This window comes from Amycolatopsis sp. YIM 10, from assembly GCF_009429145.1.
Lineage (GTDB): Bacteria > Actinomycetota > Actinomycetes > Mycobacteriales > Pseudonocardiaceae > Amycolatopsis.
The window spans coordinates 5,112,452-5,128,761 of record NZ_CP045480.1 but is presented as its reverse complement, the minus strand read 5'-3'; the positions used below and the strand labels follow the sequence as shown (position 1 = coordinate 5,128,761).

Annotated in this window: 19 protein-coding genes; 10 read left to right on the top strand and 9 right to left on the bottom strand. The window is 71.8% G+C overall.

Going from position 1 to position 16,310, the window contains the following annotated elements; translation table 11 throughout:
* Positions 1-37: 37 nt before the first annotated feature.
* Together YIM_RS24445 and YIM_RS24440 are read right to left on the bottom strand one after the other, a co-directional pair.
* Positions 38-1,081 (bottom strand): acyltransferase family protein, encoded by a 1,044-nt coding sequence (locus YIM_RS24445; RefSeq protein ID WP_194240281.1) that lies wholly within the window; start codon positions 1,079-1,081, stop codon positions 38-40.
* On the bottom strand, positions 1,078-2,034 hold the full coding sequence (locus YIM_RS24440) for an alpha/beta hydrolase (RefSeq protein WP_153032562.1): 957 nt from the start codon (positions 2,032-2,034) through the stop codon (positions 1,078-1,080). The genes YIM_RS24445 and YIM_RS24440 overlap by 4 nt, the downstream gene beginning before the upstream one ends.
* A gap of 87 nt (positions 2,035-2,121) precedes the next feature.
* On the opposite strand from YIM_RS24440, the gene YIM_RS24435 reads away from it, so the two are divergent.
* The 7 genes from YIM_RS24435 to YIM_RS24405 all read left to right on the top strand — a co-directional run bounded on the left by YIM_RS24435 (position 2,122) and on the right by YIM_RS24405 (position 8,323).
* On the top strand, positions 2,122-3,237 hold the full coding sequence (locus tag YIM_RS24435; protein WP_153032561.1) for a sensor histidine kinase: 1,116 nt from the start codon (positions 2,122-2,124) through the stop codon (positions 3,235-3,237).
* Entirely contained in the window at positions 3,234-3,890 is a 657-nt protein-coding gene (locus tag YIM_RS24430; protein ID WP_153032560.1) for a response regulator transcription factor, read from the top strand. The genes YIM_RS24435 and YIM_RS24430 overlap by 4 nt, the downstream gene beginning before the upstream one ends.
* Positions 3,891-3,958: 68 nt before the next feature.
* Positions 3,959-4,687: an FkbM family methyltransferase gene (locus YIM_RS24425; protein ID WP_153032559.1), complete on the top strand. Its 729-nt coding sequence runs from the start codon at positions 3,959-3,961 to the stop codon at positions 4,685-4,687.
* Between the two features lie 10 nt (positions 4,688-4,697).
* Positions 4,698-5,840 carry a tyrosine-type recombinase/integrase gene (locus YIM_RS24420; protein WP_153032558.1) on the top strand — a complete coding sequence of 381 codons (1,143 nt, stop codon included), beginning with the start codon at positions 4,698-4,700 and terminating at the stop codon, positions 5,838-5,840.
* Between the two features lie 17 nt (positions 5,841-5,857).
* Positions 5,858-6,991: an acyl-CoA dehydrogenase family protein gene (locus YIM_RS24415; protein ID WP_153032557.1), complete on the top strand. Its 1,134-nt coding sequence runs from the start codon at positions 5,858-5,860 to the stop codon at positions 6,989-6,991.
* Positions 6,979-7,854 carry a carbon-nitrogen hydrolase family protein gene (locus YIM_RS24410; RefSeq protein ID WP_153032556.1) on the top strand — a complete coding sequence of 292 codons (876 nt, stop codon included), beginning with the start codon at positions 6,979-6,981 and terminating at the stop codon, positions 7,852-7,854. Before YIM_RS24415 ends, YIM_RS24410 begins: the two co-directional genes overlap by 13 nt.
* 73 nt (positions 7,855-7,927) lie before the next feature.
* Entirely contained in the window at positions 7,928-8,323 is a 396-nt protein-coding gene (locus tag YIM_RS24405) for an NUDIX domain-containing protein (RefSeq protein ID WP_153032555.1), read from the top strand.
* 42 nt (positions 8,324-8,365) lie between these two features.
* Here the strand turns inward: YIM_RS24405 and YIM_RS24400 are convergent, their stop codons facing one another.
* Positions 8,366-8,713, bottom strand: a complete 348-nt coding sequence (locus tag YIM_RS24400) for a YciI family protein (protein WP_153032554.1) — start codon at positions 8,711-8,713, stop codon at positions 8,366-8,368.
* A 44-nt stretch (positions 8,714-8,757) separates the two neighbouring features.
* Positions 8,758-9,222, bottom strand: coding sequence for an Lrp/AsnC family transcriptional regulator (locus YIM_RS24395; protein WP_153032553.1), 465 nt, complete (start codon positions 9,220-9,222; stop codon positions 8,758-8,760).
* 94 nt (positions 9,223-9,316) lie between these two features.
* On the opposite strand from YIM_RS24395, the gene YIM_RS24390 reads away from it, so the two are divergent.
* On the top strand, positions 9,317-10,159 hold the full coding sequence (locus YIM_RS24390) for an LLM class flavin-dependent oxidoreductase (RefSeq protein ID WP_153032552.1): 843 nt from the start codon (positions 9,317-9,319) through the stop codon (positions 10,157-10,159).
* A complete protein-coding gene (locus YIM_RS24385; protein WP_153032551.1) occupies positions 10,156-10,572 on the top strand; it encodes a nucleoside deaminase in 417 nt (138 codons plus the stop codon). The genes YIM_RS24390 and YIM_RS24385 overlap by 4 nt, the downstream gene beginning before the upstream one ends.
* Here YIM_RS24385 and YIM_RS24380 read toward each other — a convergent pair.
* The 3 genes from YIM_RS24380 to YIM_RS24370 are packed head-to-tail and all read right to left on the bottom strand — an operon-like array spanning position 10,566 to position 13,905.
* Positions 10,566-11,708 (bottom strand): glycosyltransferase, encoded by a 1,143-nt coding sequence (locus YIM_RS24380; protein WP_153032550.1) that lies wholly within the window; start codon positions 11,706-11,708, stop codon positions 10,566-10,568. The two genes, YIM_RS24385 and YIM_RS24380, sit on opposite strands and share 7 nt — an antisense overlap.
* A gap of 50 nt (positions 11,709-11,758) precedes the next feature.
* Positions 11,759-12,250, bottom strand: a complete 492-nt coding sequence (locus tag YIM_RS24375; protein ID WP_153032549.1) for an SWIM zinc finger family protein — start codon at positions 12,248-12,250, stop codon at positions 11,759-11,761.
* The gene (locus tag YIM_RS24370; RefSeq protein ID WP_228004943.1) at positions 12,247-13,905 is read right to left on the bottom strand and encodes a DEAD/DEAH box helicase; all 1,659 of its coding nucleotides are present in this window, start codon (positions 13,903-13,905) and stop codon (positions 12,247-12,249) included. The genes YIM_RS24375 and YIM_RS24370 overlap by 4 nt, the downstream gene beginning before the upstream one ends.
* A 122-nt stretch (positions 13,906-14,027) precedes the next feature.
* Here YIM_RS24370 and YIM_RS24365 point away from each other — a divergent pair, with 122 nt between their 5' ends.
* Positions 14,028-14,519 carry a GNAT family N-acetyltransferase gene (locus YIM_RS24365; protein WP_194240280.1) on the top strand — a complete coding sequence of 164 codons (492 nt, stop codon included), beginning with the start codon at positions 14,028-14,030 and terminating at the stop codon, positions 14,517-14,519.
* Between the two features lie 51 nt (positions 14,520-14,570).
* Here the strand turns inward: YIM_RS24365 and YIM_RS24360 are convergent, their stop codons facing one another.
* Together YIM_RS24360 and YIM_RS24355 are read right to left on the bottom strand one after the other, a co-directional pair.
* Positions 14,571-15,710, bottom strand: a complete 1,140-nt coding sequence (locus YIM_RS24360) for an epoxide hydrolase family protein (RefSeq protein ID WP_153032546.1) — start codon at positions 15,708-15,710, stop codon at positions 14,571-14,573.
* Positions 15,711-15,757: 47 nt separating this feature from the next.
* A complete protein-coding gene (locus YIM_RS24355) occupies positions 15,758-16,282 on the bottom strand; it encodes a VOC family protein (RefSeq protein WP_153032545.1) in 525 nt (174 codons plus the stop codon).
* Positions 16,283-16,310: the final 28 nt, after the last annotated feature.

The following is a 16,310-nucleotide window of genomic DNA, read 5'->3' as shown; positions in this document are numbered from 1 at the left end:
ATGCCACGCGCCATTTCCGCCGGAGTCGGGAACGTGATCAGCCGCCGGCCCGGCGCGAGAGGCGGGTCAGGACGGCCAGCACCAGCGCGAACACCGGCAGCCAGTACAGCCGGTGCCACACCCACGCGCCGGAGGGCTCGTCGAGCAGGCCGGGCAGGCGCCCCGCGAGGAGACCGGCGAAGCTGACCAGGAGCAACGCGGTCTGGTGCCAGCAGTAGACGGCCATCGCCGAGCGGTTGAGCGCCGAGACCGGGGTCCACACGCGGGGCCGCCGGAACGTCCGCGCCAGCCAGGGGCGCACCAGCAGGAAGACACCGACTTGCGCGGCGGCCAGTGCCAGCGTGAACAGCGACGGCGGCGCGAGGTTGGACCACCGGTCCCCCGGTACGCCCACCGCGCTCGCCGGGTACCCGGCCCAGAGCAGCAACGCGGCGCCGCCGAGCGCACCCGCCGGCACCAGCACCGCCCCGGCCTTCCGCGGCAGCCGTCCCTCGGCCATGGCCAGGCCCAGCAGGTGCGGCACGGCCCAGGCCACCGGCGCGGCGGCCAGCGAGAGCCAGACCGGCAGGCCGTGCGGCCGGAGCAGGTCGACGACCACGACCGGCGCCACCGGCACCAGCGCCGCCCATGGTCCGCATCGGCGTACGAAGGCCCGCAGCACGCGGGTGAGCGCGGCCAGCAGCAGGTACACCAGCAGGAACCACAACGGCTGCGTGACCAGCGCCCACACCAGGTCCCGCGTGCTCTCCGGCACTCCGATGACGCCGAGCAGGAGCATCGCGGGCACCCACACCGCGGCCAGCACGAGCAGCGGTACGACCAGCCGTGCGAGGCGCAGCGGTTTCCCGGCCTGTGCGCGACGTCCCGCGGCGTAACCGGCGGCGAAGAAGAACGGCCCCAGCGTCTGCAGGAACCAGGTCACCGGCGCGAGCCACGGGGTGTGGGCCAGCGGGCTTTCGCCGTGCAGCGCGGAGGACCGGTACGGATCGCTGACCACGGCGCTGACCAGCCAGTGCCCGAGCACCACACCGGCGATCGCACCGCCCCGCAGTGCGTCCACGGTCCGGTCCCGCTCGCTCACCGCCGCACACCCGCGTCGCTTGTGGACAGTGCGATGGCGGCGAGGTCGGCCAGCGAATCGGTGCCGGGGCTCAGGTAGTGGTCGTGGTCGGCGACGTCGGCAGTCCGGAACGCGCGGGCGCCGAAGGCCGGATCGGCCGGTTTGGTGCCGTGGCCGAGGCCGAGCAACCGCACCCCGGGCACCCAGCGGATCCAGTCCCCGCCCGCCTGCCCGGCCCAGACCCGCGCGGTGGTGCCCAGTTGTGCCACGTGGTCCACGCCCATTCCCGGACTGCCGAACGCCACGATGTCGGTCACCCGCTGAAGCCGGGACGCGGCCGCGCCGATCACCGTCGAGCCGTAGCTGTGGCCCAGCAACGCGAATGTCGCTTGTGGACGGACGGCGGTGAGTCCGGCCACGAACCGCACCAGCGCCCCCGCACCCGCCCTGGCCAGCTCCGAGCGCGCCGCGTCGGGCCCCACCCCGGCCGGCGTGGGGTAACCGAGCCAGGCTATCACCGCGAACCGGGCGTCCGGCCTGGTCCGGAGCGCCGCCCGGTACAGGTCGGACGCCTGCGTGGCCGGAGCCCGGTACCGCTCGCCGCCCACCCCGGTCCAGAAGTTGTCCGCCCGGTTGGCCGCGCCGGGCACCAGGATGGCGATCCGGTCGGCGGCCTCCAGATCACCGAACACCTGCACCACCCGGCCGTCGCCGCGCGGGTCGAACAGCAGGAACTGCCCGTCCTGTTCGCGGTACGGCGATCCGGCCAGCCGCATCGCCTGCCTGCTCACCTCGTACCGCGTGCTCACCGGAGCGTCGTCGAGCGGATTCTCGGCCGTCAGGTCCGGCACCGCGCCGGGTGCGGCCAGCAGGACCGCGGCGGTCGGCGCCAGTGACACCGCGGCGAGGGCCGCCAGGAACTTCATCGGTTCGATCACCACAAAAACGGTGCCGAGCCGGGGAATTCCGGGCATCGGCCGCGCGATCACTTCCGGAGTAGCCGCCGGGCGTACGCCCGTGAGCCGACGCCCGCGGCGAGACCGGCTGGTTACGATCACCGCATGCCTGCCCGCCCACGCCTCCCGCCACGACTGGCGACCGTTCTGGCGTGGACCGGGCTGGTGCTCTCCCCCGTGGTCCTGCACCTGTGGATCGCCTTCGACGGCGACTACGACTTCCTGCCGTTCCTGGCGATGGTGCTGCCCATCGGCGTGCTGCGGCGCGTGCCGTTGGTGGCGTTGGGCGCGCTGCTGCTGGAAATGGTGTCGGTGGAACTGATTCCGCTGCCGCTGCCCGAGGCGTCCGGGCTGCACCAGTTCATCCGCGACCTGCAGACCGTGACCGTGGATCTCGCCGTGGGTTATGTCGCGGCCACCCGTCCCCTGCGGGTCTCGGCCATCGGCGCGGGGCTCGCGCTCGTCGTCCAGCTCGTCGTGGCCGCCACCACCGAGGCGCGGCCGAACGACTTCGAGAACGCCTTCATTCCCTACGTGCTCGCCGTCATCAGCGCCTGGGCGATCGGGTACGTGCTGCGCCAGGGCGGGCAGTACCGCCAGGCGCGGCGCGAGCAGGCCGAGATCCAGGCCGTGCAGGCGGAACGGCTGCGGATCGCCAGGGAACTGCACGACATGATCGCGCACAGCATCGGCGTCATCGCCTTCCAGGCCGGGATGGGCGGCCGCGTCATCGACACCCAGCCGGAGGAGGCGCGGAAGGCGTTGAACGCGATCGAGGACACCAGCCGCGAGACACTCACCGGACTGCGTCAGGTGCTGGGGGCGCTGCGGTCCGGCGACCCCGTGCCCGGCCTCGGTGATCTCGACGATCTGGTCACGCGCACGCGTGACGCCGGGGTGCGCGTGGAGGTGCGCCGGCGCGGGGATCGGCGGGCGCTGCCGCCGGAGGTCGGCCTGGCGGCGTTCCGCGTCATCCAGGAGGCGGTCACGAACGTGGTGCGGCACGCCGGGGTGGACCGGTGCGAGGTGGTTGTCGACCAACGGGACGAAGAGGTGGTCATCGAAGTGACGGACGACGGGCGGGGCGACACCGCCGGAGCCGGGTACGGCCTGTCCGGGATGCGCGAGCGGGTGACCTCCCTGCGCGGCGAGTTCACCGCCGGGCCGCGCGCCGAGGGCGGATTCCGGGTCAGCGCCCGCATCCCGGCGGCGGCCCGATGACGATCCGGGTGGTGCTGGCCGACGACCAGCCGCTGATCCGGAGCGGGCTTCGGGTGCTCATCGCGGACACCGACGACCTGACCGTGGTCGGCGAGGCGGGCACCGGGACCGAGGCGGTCCAGCTCGCCGGGGCGGCCCGGCCGGACGTGGTGGTGATGGACCTGCGCATGCCGGGCATGGACGGGATCGAGGCCACCCGGCAGATCACCGCGGGCGAGGCCCCGCCGCACGTCCTGGCGCTCACCACCTTCGACGACGACGAGCACGTCTACGGCGCGCTGCGGGCCGGTGCCGCCGGCTTCCTGGTCAAGGACATGGCACTGGACGACATCCTCGCCGCGATCCGGGTGGTCGCCTCGGGGGACGCGCTCATCGCGCCGAGCGTCACCCGGCGCCTGATCGCCGAGTTCGCCGGCCGTCCCGCCCGCGCGCCCGCGCACCGGCCGCCGAACGGCGTCACCGAGCGGGAGCGCGAGGTGCTCACCCTGGTCGGGCTCGGCCGGACCAACAGCGAGATCGCCGCCGAGCTGTACGTCAGCGTGGCCACCGCGAAGGCACACGTGGCGCGGCTGTTCACCAAGCTCGACGCGCGCGACCGCGTGCACCTGGTGATCATCGCCTACGAGCTGGGTCTGGTCAGCCCACGGGCGTAAGCCCGCGAGCCGATGTGGCGGGCGGGCGGAGTCGGCATGGTGACGGGGCACCCGAAGAGAGGAATCCGATGCCCCGCCTCGACCGCTCGAGCCTGACCGCCGCGACGGCCAACCTGCTCGCCCGCCGGACCCCCGTGCTGGACACCGAACTGCACACGCTGACCGAGCTGGTGCGGCCCGGTGACATCTGCGTGGACGTCGGCTCGGCGGCCGGTCTGTACAGCCAGGCGCTGTCCCACCTGACCGGGCCGGCCGGGATCGTGCACAGCGTCGAACCGGTCTCGTTCTCCCATCCGGTGTGGTCGCGCGTGCTGGGCGCGTGGGACCGGCCGAACGTGGTCCGCCACGTCAAGGCGCTGGGCGCCGAGCCGGGGCGCGCGGCGATGCGGGTCCCGTTCCGGCAGTACGGACCGGACACCAGCCGGTCGTTCCTCGCCTGGAAGACGCACAGCCTCGGGTCCAACGCCGAGTTCTCGCACCACGTCGACGTGCTCGTCGACGTGGACACCCTCGACGGGCTCACCGCGGACCTGCCGAGGGTCGACTTCGTCAAGATCGACGTCGAAGGCGGGGAACTGCACGTGCTCGAAGGCGGGCAGCGGACCATCGAGACGCACCTGCCGACGCTGCTGGTCGAGATCGAAGCCCGCCACACCGAGCGCTACGACTACTCGCCGGACGACGTGGTGGACTGGCTCGCCTGCCGCGGCTACACCATGTACGCCTGGCGCCAGGGCTGGGAAGTCACCGGAAGGGTGTGCCCGCACGCGAACAACTACCTGTTCCGGGCCGGATAGGATCTTGCCGGTGACCGAGCTCGAACCCACCACCGCCGCCGCCCGGATCCTGGCCAGGCAGGCGCCTTCGCAGCGGGCCGCCGTGGTGGGTGAGGAGCTGCTGGAGGCCGAGCGGCAGCGCGGGCGGTTGATCAGGGCGATCGCGGAGCTGCCCGCGCTGCCGCCGCCGGATCCTCGGGACCGCTACACCCCGCGGGCGCTGACCGTCACCTGGCTGAGCGGGAAGTCGCCGCACACCCAGCGCGGTTACCTGCGTGAGCTGAACGACTGGTTGCACTGGTGCCAGGCCAACCAGCTCGATCCGCTCGACGCGCACGGTGCCGACGGGGACGCGTGGAAGGCCACCATGACCGCCCAGCGGCGTGCTCCCGACGGCACGGTCACGTTGCGGAAACCCAGTGCCACCACGGTGAAGCACCGGATCGACGCGGTGTCGAGCTGGTACGCCTACCTGCTGCGGCACGAGCGGGCCCAGCGCAATCCGATGGTCGCGGTGACCCGGCCGCCGGTGCCGGCGACCTCCCCGCTGCAGGTGCTCGACGACGACGCCGACTACCACGCGTTCCTGGAGTACATCGAAGAACGCGCCACCCGTCTGGGTACCGAAACGGCGCTTCGTGACACCGCGTTGATCCGCGCGCTGTTCACGCTGGCCGTGCGTGTCACCGGGTTGTGCACCGCGCGCATCGAGAACATCCGGCGCGTGGGCAACCACACGAACCTGCACTACACGAAGAAGGGCGGGCAGGACGCCCACGTGCCGATCGGTCCCGGCACGCTGGCCACCTTCGAGCGCTACTGGGCGGTGCGCGCCGAACGTGAGGGCGTGCCGCGGGCCAAGCTCAGCGGCCCGATCCTCGCCTCGACGCCGCATCCGCACCAGCCGCGGCACACCGGCGGCCGGGCCCTCACCCAGCGCGACGCCGACCGCATCCTGTCCCGGATCGCGCGCGAAGCCGGGATCACCGTCCGGCTGTCCCCGCACTCCGGGCGCGCGACCGTGGCCACCCGCGCCCTGCGCCAAGGCGCGCCGCCGCGGGCGGTGCAGGCGTTGCTCGGGGTCGCGAGCCTCGACACCGCCATGCGCTACGACCGCACCGACTACACCGGCGACCGCAGCCCCGTCTACCTGCTGGACCCGCCGACGCCGTAGCGGGCAAGGTGGGCGCCATGAACGATTTCCCACTGGCGCCGCCCGCGCACGAGCAGCGGTGGCTCGACGTGGCGCGGGAGCTGGCGGCCGGGTTCGCGCGGACGGCTCCGGAGCGCGACGTCACCGCCGAGCTGCCGCGCGAGAACCTGGAGGCGCTGCACGCCGCCGGGCTGGACGCGGCTTTGCTGCCGGGCGAACTCGGCGGGCGGGACCTCAGCTATCGGAGTTACGGCGAGATCGTGCGCGTTCTGAGTGGCGCGTGCCCGGCCACGGCGTGCATCTGGGTGATGCACATCGGCGCGGCGGTCGGGCTGGCGCAGTTGTCGGCGCCGGACATGGCGCGCTACTACGCCGACGAGCTGATCGCCGGGCGGCGGTTTGCCAACGCGCTGTCAGAACCGACCGGCGGCAACCGGTTCCTGTTCCCGTCCCAGGCCGCGGAGCCGGTCGAGGGCGGCTTCCTGTTCTCCGGCGCCAAGCGGTTCGCGTCCGGCTGCGAGATCGCCGACCACTTCCTGGTCAACGTGCTCGTCGACGGTGAACCCGCCTTCTTCGGCGTACCGCGTGACGACACGATCGCGCTGAATCCGATGTGGGATTCGATGGGCCTGCGTGCCAGTCGCAGCCAGCAACTGGAGTTCAAGGGCACCCTGCTGCGCCGCGAACACCGGTGCCCGCCCGCGGACCGGCCGCGCCCCAACCACATCGCGGCGGGCTTGGCGTTCCTGTCACTCGGCCTGGCCGATGCCGCACTGGCCGAAACCATCGCCTTCGCCCGTCGTCGCACCCTGCCGCCACACGGGATTCCGCTGGCGGACAAGGAAACCGTGCAGGTGAAGATCGCCGAGGCGCACGTCCGGCTGGAGGCAGCCCGGGCCTACGCGCAGAAGATGACGCTGCACGCGGACTTGCTGGACCCGGCGTTCTTCGAATCCTCGATGGTGGCGAAGGTGTTGGCCAACGGGGCCGCCCGGGAGATCTCCGCCCTCGGCCTCGAAACCGCGGGAGGGAACGGTTACGTGCGCCCTTCGCCCTTCGAACGTTTCGTCCGCGACGCCTGGGCGGGACACCTGATGGCTATGTCGCCCGAGGTCATCCACGCGACGATCGGCGCCCAACTCCTCCAGGAAGACCAGACATGGCGAAGTTGACGGTGGCGACCTGCCAGTTCCCGGTGAGTGCGGACATCGCCCGTAACAGGCGGTACGTGCGGCGGCAGGTGCGCACCGCGCGCGAGCGGGGTGCGCGGGTCGCGCACTTCCCGGAGTGCGCGTTGTCCGGGTACGCCGTCGCCGATTTCCCCAGCCACGCCGGAGCCGACTGGGACGCGTTGGAGGACTCCGTCCGCGGGGTCATGGAGCTGGCCCGCGAGCTGCGGATGTGGGTGGTGCTGGGCTCCGGCCACCGGCTGACGGGCGACCACAAACCGCACAACAGCTTGTATGTGATCGACGACGCGGGAGAGCTGGTCGATCGCTACGACAAGCGGTTCTGCGGCTCGGTCGACCTCGAGCACTACTCACCCGGCGACCACCCGAGCGTGTTCACCATCGACGGCGTCCGGTGTGGCGCGCTGATCTGCTACGAATTCCGCTATCCCGAGCTGTACCGCGAATACCGGCGCGAAGACGTCGAGCTGGTCTTCCACTCCTACCACGCGGGCAACATCCCGGCCGCCGAGTTGCCGCACCGGCCCTATCCCGCCGCGACCATGCCGCCGACGATGATCGCCGCGGCCGCGGCCAACCACGTCTGGATCAGCTGCCCGAACTCGTCGGCGCCGCAGAGCGCCTGGGGTGCCTTCTTCGTGCGCGCCGACGGCATCATCACCGGGCGGCTTCCCCGCAACCGCGCGGGCGTGCTGATCTCCGAGGTCGACACCGACGCCGCCCTGTACGACTCGACCGCGTCCTGGCGTGACCGCGCGATGAACGGGATCCTGCACTCCGGCACCCTCGTCGACGACCCGCGCTCGCGCGCCCGGACCAGCCTGTTCGGCTCCGGTACGCCGTGAACTACCGTTTCGCGGCGTACCGCCCGCTCGGCGAGCCCGCACGGCGATATCCCGAAGACAAGGCTGGAACTCGATGACCATCGACAAGATCGCGTGGATCCACCTGCGTGACGGCAAGATCCTGGGTGCCCGCTCGCGCGGCAAGGACACCTACTACCTGCCCGGCGGCAAGCGCGATCCCGGCGAGAGCGATCTGCAGACCCTCACCCGCGAGATCGAGGAGGAGCTGACGGTCACCATCGTGCCCGGCACCGTCGCCGAGGTCGGCACGTTCAGCGCCCAGGCACACGGCAAAGCCGACGGGGTCGAGGTGCGGATGACCTGCTACACCGCCGATTACGAGGGCACACTGCGCGCCAGCCAGGAGATCGAGGAGATCGGCTGGCTCACCTACGCCGACCGCGACCACCTCTCCCCCGTCGGCCGCCTGGTCTTCGACCACCTGCACGAGGCCGGGCTGCTCCGCTGAGCGGCGCACGGCTTCGCCTGGCTCAAGCTGTGTCAGGCTGTGTCAGCCAACGTCGTAGAACGCGCGGACCTCGATCGGCAGGCCGAGAGCCCGGGTCACCTTCCCGGCCCAGGCCAGCGCCTCGTCCAGACCGGCGGCCCGGATCACGGTGAAGCCGCCGACGAACTCCTCGCCATCGACGTAGGGGCCGTCGGTGACGACCACCTGGCCGTCCTCGGCCCGGACCACCGACGAGGCCGCCGGATCGTGCAGCCCACCGGCGAACACCCACGCCCCGGCGGCCCGCATCTCTTCGTTGACCTTGTTCAGCTCACGCATGATCGGTTCCAGCACCGCGGGCGGGGGCGGGTCGCCGGCGGGCTGCAGGATGTTGAGCAGGTACTGCTTCACGGGGATCCTCCTCGGCTTTGGTCTCATTGCCTACACGAACGCCTTCAGCCCGGATCGGCGGCGGGCGGCTCCTGGGGACCGCGATAGGGCAGGGTCTGGCTGTAGACCACGTTCGTGGTGGTGCTGCCGAACTGCGCGAGGTCGTCGATCAGCCGTTCCAGGTGCGCCATCGAACCGGCCGCGACCTTGAGCGTGTAGCAGTCGTCGCCGGTGGTGCGCAGGCATTCGAGGATCTCCAGGCGCTCGTCGAGCAGCTTGTGCAGCGGTCCGTGCCTGCTGCCCGGGTACTTCAGCCGCACCACCGCCAGCACCGGGTAACCGGCCTTGCCGAGGTCGACGGTGGCGCGGTAGCCGGTGATCACGCCCGCCGCTTCGAGGCGCTTGACCCGTTCGGTGGTGGCCGAGGCGCTGAGGCTGACCCGCTTGCCCAGCTCGGTCAGCGGGATGCGGCCGTCGCGCTGGACCTCGACCAGGATGGCCCAATCGGTCGCGTCGAGATTCTCGGTCATCGGCCGAAGATACCGGCAGATCCACGGCCGGTGCCCCGATGTACCGGGAAGTGTCCCTTCCCCGCCGGGGGTCCGCGCTCCTAGCCTTTGAGCTGTGCGAATCGGTGTGAATGTTCCCAATTTCGGCCCGGGTACCGACCCGGGCAGGCTCCGCGGCTGGGCGCAGGTGGTCGAGGGCCTCGGTTACGACCTGCTGATGCTCTCCGACCACGTGGTGATCACGCCCGACGTGGCCGAGCAGTACCCGCCGCCGTTCTACGAACCGTTCACCACGTTGTCGTGGCTGGCCGGGCAGACCGGGTTGCGGCTGGGCACCACGGTGCTGCTGGCGCCGTACCGGCATCCGCTGCTGACCGCGCGGATGGCGGCCAATCTCAACGAGTTCACCGGCGGGCGCCTGGTCCTGGGCATGGCCGTCGGCTGGGCGCGACAGGAGTTCGAGGCGCTGAGCGTGCGCTACGAGCGGCGCGGGAAGCTGACCGACGAATACCTGCTGGCGATGCGCGCCGCCTGGGAGAACAAGGACGACTACCGCACCGAGCAGATTCCGTTCTGGATCGGCGGCAACAGCGACGCCGGCATCCGGCGGGCGGCCCGGCTCGGCGACGCGTGGCACCCGCTGCGCAACACGGTGCCGTGGCTGCGCGAAGGGCTGGACAGGCTGCGTGCCGCCGCCGAGGCGGAAGGCCGCCCGGTGCCCGGCTTCGCGCCGCGCATCATCCTGCGCCTGACCGAAGCGCCGGTCACCCGGCCGGACCGGCTGGCCGGTGAGGGCACGATCGAGCAGATCGTCGCCGATCTCGAAGACCTGCGGGGGCTCGGAGCCGAGACCGTGGTGCTCGACCCCTTCGGCGGTGATCCGGAGGAAACCCGCCACCCGCAGACCGCCTGGCACGCGCTTTCGGCGGTGGCCGACAACTGGGAGCTGACCCGATGATCGACGAGAACCTCCTGCGCCAGGCGATCGCGCTGGCCGCCAAGGCCCGCGCGGGCGGGAACCCGCCGTTCGGTTCGCTGCTGGCCGGGCCGGACGGCACCGTGCTCGCCGAGGACCACAACACCTCGCTCACCGACGACGACATCACCGCCCACCCGGAGCTGAAGCTCGCCCGCTGGGCGGCGCGGAACCTCGACGCGGAAACCGCGGCGGCGACCACGATGTACACCAGCTGCCAGCCGTGCGGCATGTGCACCGGCGCGCTCGAACGGTCCGGGCTGGGCCGGGTGGTGTTCGCGTTGTCGACCGACCAGCTGCTCGGCCTCAAGCCGGGTGGCGGTTTCCCGGCCGTGCCGCTGGAAGGCCCGGCGCTCTACGACGAGGCCCGCGTACCCGTCGAGGGCTATTACTGAGCCCGCACGAGGTCTTCGAGCAGGCGGACCGCGTGGCCGGCGTCCGGCAGGGTGGCGATCTCGTCGCGCATCCGGGCGGCGGCCTCGCGGTAACCGCTGTCCTGTAACACTTCCTGCGTCGCGGCGCCGATTTCGGCCGGGGTCGCGTCCAGCACGTCGAGCACCTTGGCCACGCCGAGCCCGGCGCAGCGTTCGGCGTTGTGCGGCTGGTCGGCGCCCATCGGCAGCAGCACCATCGGCAGGCCGTGCGCGAGCGCGCCGAGCACGCTGCCCGAGCCGCCGTGCGAGATCACCGCGGCGCACCAGGGCAGCAGGCTCGCCTGTGGCACGTACTGCTCGATGCGCACGGAGTCCGGCTGCGGGCCGAACTCGGCGGGGTCGATGTGCGGGCCGACGGTCATCACCACGTTCACCGGCAGCTCGCGGAGCCCGGCGAGCACGCGGTGGAACAGGTCGCCGGACTCGGTGTTGAACACGGTCCCGAGGGTGAAGTAGACCGTGGGCGCGTCGGTGCGCAGCCAGTCGGGCGGGGCGAGGTCCGGCACGACGGGGTCGAGCGTGAGCGAGTGCGCGGTGGGCGGCAGCGGGAAGTCCGGGTTGCGGTAGCTGGGCGGGAACGGGGAGAGCACGAGGTGCCTGCCCAGCATGGCCGTGTCCGGATCGGGGGCCAGTCCGTGGCGGGCCCGCAGCTCGTTGAGCGGTTCGCCGACCAGGCCGGGCCGGATGAGCGAACCGGCGGCGATCACCAGCACCGTGGCGTGGGGCAGTCCGAGGCTCTCGGCGGCGACGACCGCGCCGAAGTCGGCCTCGTCGCACACCACCAGGTCGGCCGGGAACTCCCGGCACACCTCGATGACGCGCGGGCAGCGCTCCCCCGCGACCTTCCTGGCGTACCCCTCGCGCAGCGCCAGTTCTTCGCGGTCGAGGTCGATCGCGAGGAGCGGCATGCGCTCGCGGGCGCCGAAGGTGTCACCGCCGGTGTCGTATGCGGTGAACCCCGCGGCCCGCACGGTGTCGACCATCACCGCCTGGCCCGCGAACGCCACCTGGTGCCCGGCGGCTTCGGCGGCACGGGCGATCGGCACGAGCGGGTTGAAGTGGCCGGTGCCCCCGGCGAAGGTGAACAGGATGCGCACCGCGCCGATCCTGGCAGAGACCGGGAGCGGAGGGCGCGAGGTTTTCCGCCTCAGTCGCCGTAGAAGGTGGCGGGGTCGAGCAGGCCGAGCGGGATGCGGGTGGCGGTGGCCGCCGGGGTCCGGGTGAGGCCGCGCAGGAGCACGGCCAGGCGCGGGCGTTCGTCCAGGCGGCGCGACACCTCGTAGAACGTGGCCAGTGCGTGCAGGCAGGGGTTCTTGCGCTGCTTGCAATCACAGTCCGCGCTGACGTCGGTCATGCCGGGCAGCTCGGCGTGCACGGAGTCGGGGAGGTCGTCGCCGCGGCCCTTGTCGCGGGCCAGGTCGAGGGTGGCGTGGTCCCACTGCGGCACGCTGATCCGCACCCGGTGCCCGTCGACGGAGGCGGTGACCACGCCGGGCGCCAGTTCGACGTCGTGGACCTGCTCGCGGCGTGCCAGCGAGCGGGCCTTGGGCAGGCGCGAGTCCGGGCGGGTGACCGAGGTCGGTTCGGCCAGGCGCACCCAGTCGCGGCCCCAGACGGTGGTGCCGAACTCGCCGCTCATCGCCGCCCTCCCGGTTCGAGCACCTCGCGCAGCCGTTCGTCGGAGAGCTTGGCCAGGTCGTTCTCGATGGTGCGTGTTTCCCCGGTGGCGATTCCGGCCAGGTCGCGTTTCCCGGCGTGCAGTTCGGCGATCGTTTCCTCCAGCGTGCGTTCGGTGAGCAGGGTGTGCACGGTGACCGTCCGGGTCTGGCCGATGCGGTGCGCGCGGTCGCTGGCCTGGTCCTCGACCGCCGGGTTCCACCACCGGTCGAAGTGGATCACGTGCGTGGCGCGGGTGAGGTTGAGGCCGAACCCGGCGGCGCGCAGGCTCAGGATCAGCACCGGCGGTGCGTGGTCGTCCTCCTGGAACTGGCTGATCAGCCGTTCGCGGGCGGCGATGGACAGTCCGCCGTGCAGGAACGGCGCGCCGAGGTGCCCGGCGAGCATTTCCCCGGTTTCGCGGTATTGGGTGAACACCAGCGCGCGCTCGCCGTTGTCGACGATTTCGGCGAGCATCTCGGTGACGCGGTCGAGCTTGCCCGAGCGGCCCTCGAGCCGTTCGGCCCGGGGTCCCGGGTGATTGCACAGCTGCTTGAGCCGGGTGAGCAGGGCGAGGATCCGGCCGCGGCGCTCGATGCCGGAGCCGAATCCGTCGCGGAAGGCGTCGTCCATCGCGGCGCGGTAGAGCCGCTCCTGCTCGCCGGTCATCCGGCAGACCACGGTGACTTCCAGCTTGGGTGGCAGTTCGGGCGCGACCTCGCGCTTGCGGCGGCGCAGGATGTGCGGTCCGACGATCTCGTGCAGCCGCACCGCGGCGGCGTCGGAGCGGCGTTGCTCCACCGCGGTGGCGAACCGGCGGCGGAACCGCGCGCGGCTGCCGAGCAGGCCGGGATTGGTGAACGCGAGCAGCGACCACAGTTCGTCGAGCCGGTTTTCCACCGGGGTGCCGGTCATCGCCACGCGCAGCCGGGCTTCGAGCGTGCGCGCGGCCCGCGCGGTCTGCGAATCGGGGTTCTTGATCTGCTGCGCCTCGTCGAGCACCACCACGTCCCACGCGGTCGCGGCGAACTTGTCGGCGTCGGCGCGGAGTTTGCCGTAGCTGGTCAGCGTCACCGAGGTGAGTTCGGGAGCGAATCGCGCGAGTTCACGGGCCCAGTTGCCCAGCAGCGAGGTCGGGCAGACGACCAGGTGCGGCCCGGCGCTGCGCGCGGCGAGCAGTGCGATGGCCTGCACCGTTTTGCCGAGGCCCATTTCGTCGGCGAGCACCCCGCCGCCGTCGGCGGCCTGCAGCCACGCGACCCCGGCGCGCTGGTAGGGCCGCAGCGCGATGCCACCGGCGGTGGAACCGGTGACGCTGCGGCGAGCCGCGTCGACCGCGGCGCGGGCGGACCAGATGGTGGCGCCGTCCAGACCCAGTGCCGCGTGCCCGGCGGTCGGCAGGCCGGGTTCGTCCACTGTGGTCCCTTGGCGGAACGCGGCGGCGATGCGCGCCCACGCGTGCACCGATTCTCCGGCCTCGGGGCGCGGCGACCACGCGGCCAGTGCGGAGATCGCCGGTTCCGGTTCGACCAGGATCGCCGGCACTTCGGCCGGGACCACCGCGCCGTCCACCGGTAACGCGAGGCGCAGGTTCGCCGGTTCCCCGGCGGGCAACCCGGCCGAAGACGCACTCGCCACTGGATTGTCAACCCCCCACCAGGCGAATTTTTCCGCTTCCACCACAAAACAGGCTTGAAGCCGCCCTGGCAGTACTAGGGTCATCGTCTGATCACCTTAGTGAAAAGACGACCGGAGCGCTCGTGCCTGCCGAAATCACCCTGCGGGAATGGACGGTCGACGACGCCGACTGGTACGTCCGGCAGATCGCCGACCCGGACATCCGCCGGTTCACCACCGAACCGCCCACGCTGACCGCCGAGCAGTTCCACGAAGCGCTCGACCGGCTCAACGGCACCGACGACGAACTCGGTTTTGTCGCGGTGGACCCGGTTTCCGGGCAGCGACTGGCCAATTTCGCCGCGCTGCGCAACGGTGGCACCGCGGTGGTCAGCTACTGGGTCACGGCCGAGGCCCGCGGCCGCGGGGTGGCGACCGAGGGCCTGCGGGAGTTGTGCGCCCGCGCGCTGGAGCACTGGCCGATCACCGAACTGCGGCTCTACACCCACGCGGACAACCTCGGTTCGCAGCGCGTCGCCGAGAAAGCCGGTTTCCGCCCGCTGGAGGACATGCCGACCGTACGCGAGGTCTACGGCGTGAAGTGGCCGGTCCGCTGGTTCGAGCGCCCCCGGTAGCCCAGCGCACCCGGTAGCCCAGCGCACCCGGTAGCCCAGCGCACCCGGTTGTCAGCGCACGCGGCGGAAGAACGCCCGGATGTCGCCGGTGAGCAGCTCCGGCACCTGCAACGCGGCGAAATGCCCGCCGCGGTCGAATTCCGACCAGTGCACCACCTTGTGCTCGCGCTCGGCGAACCTGCGGATGGTGGCGTCGCCGGGGAACACCGCGATCCCGGTCGGCACCGGGCTGAAGGCGATCTCCTGTTCCCAGTTGGCCGCGCCTTCGCGGTAGAGCCGCGCCGACGACCCGGCGGTGCCGGTGAGCCAGGTGATCGTCACGGTGGTGAGGATCCGGTCGGCCTCGATGCCGCCGACGTCGTCACCGTAGGCGTCGAACCATTCGGTGTCCCAGGCGAGCAGGCCGGTCGGTGAGTCGACCAGGCCGTACGCCAGGGTTTGTGGCCTGGTGCCCTGGATTTGCGCGTAGCCCGAACGCTCCCCCGACCAATTGTTCAGTGCGTCCACAATGGCCAGTTCGGATTCGGTGAGTCCGTCGAGGTTGTCGTCGGGGAAGGCGATGAAGGCGTTGAGGTGCAGTCCGATCATCCGGTCGCCGTCGAGGCGGGCCAGTTCCGGGGAGACGCGGGCGCCCCAGTCGCCGCCCTGGGCGCCGTAGCGGTGGTAGCCGAGCCGCCGCATCAGTTCCGCCCACGCCCGCGCGATCCGGGTGACGCCCCAGCCGGCTTCGGTGGTGGGCCCGGAGAAGCCGTAGCCGGGGATCGAGGGCACCACCACGTGGAAGGCGTCGGCCGGGTCGCCGCCGTGCGCGCGGGGATCGGTCAGCGGGCCGATCAGCTCGGCGAACTCGGCGCCCGAGGCGGGCCAGCCGTGGGTCAGCAGCAGCGGAACGGCCTCGGGTTCGGGGGAACGGACGTGGAAGAAGTGCACGTGCTGGCCATCGATCGTGGTGGTGAACTGGGGGAAGCGGTTCAGCGCCCGCTCGTGGCGCCGCCAGTCGTACCCGGTGCGCCAGTACCCGGCGAGTTCCTTCAGCCGCTCCAGCGGCACGCCGTAGGTCCAGCCCGCGCCGGGCAACTGGTCGGGCCAGTGCGCGGCGGCGAGCCTGGCCCGGAGGTCGTCCAGCGCGACCTCCGGGACGTCGATGCGGAACGGGTGGATCCGCGTTTCGGTCGCGGCTTCGTCGGTCATGGCGCCGAAGCTAGGACCGATCGCGGACAGTCACCTTCCGCGTTCGGTCACCTTTGCAGGTCGGCGAGATTCGCGCTCTGCAGGTATTCCATCGCCGCCACCCATTCCGGGTCGGTGGCGCGGCGCTCCATTTCGGCCGCGTCCACGTCCTCCACGCGGGTGTGCACCCACCAGAGGTTGCCGAGCGGGTCGAGCACCCGGCACACCCGGTCGCCGAAGGGCGCGGTGGTCGGCCGGGTGTACGAGCGCCCGCCCGCCGCGAGCGCGCGCTCGTGGGTGGCATCGCAGTCGGGCACGTACAGGCGCAGGAAGCTGGGCGTGTCCGGCCAGTCGGGGCGCTTGTCGAAAGCCATCACGATGGCGTCACCGATCTTGAACTCGGCGTGCCCGATGAAGCCGTGCTCGTCCGCGACGCGGAACAGCTCCTCGGCACCGAACGCGGCGGTGGCGAACTCGATCAGCTTGCCGGTGTCGGCGGAGATGATCCACGGGGTGACGGCGGTGTACCCGGCGGGAACCCCGTTGACGGCGGCCGTCTTGCCGATCGTTTCGCTGGTCGTGTTGCTGGTCATGGTGTGCGCTCCTCGTTCTCGGTGACGA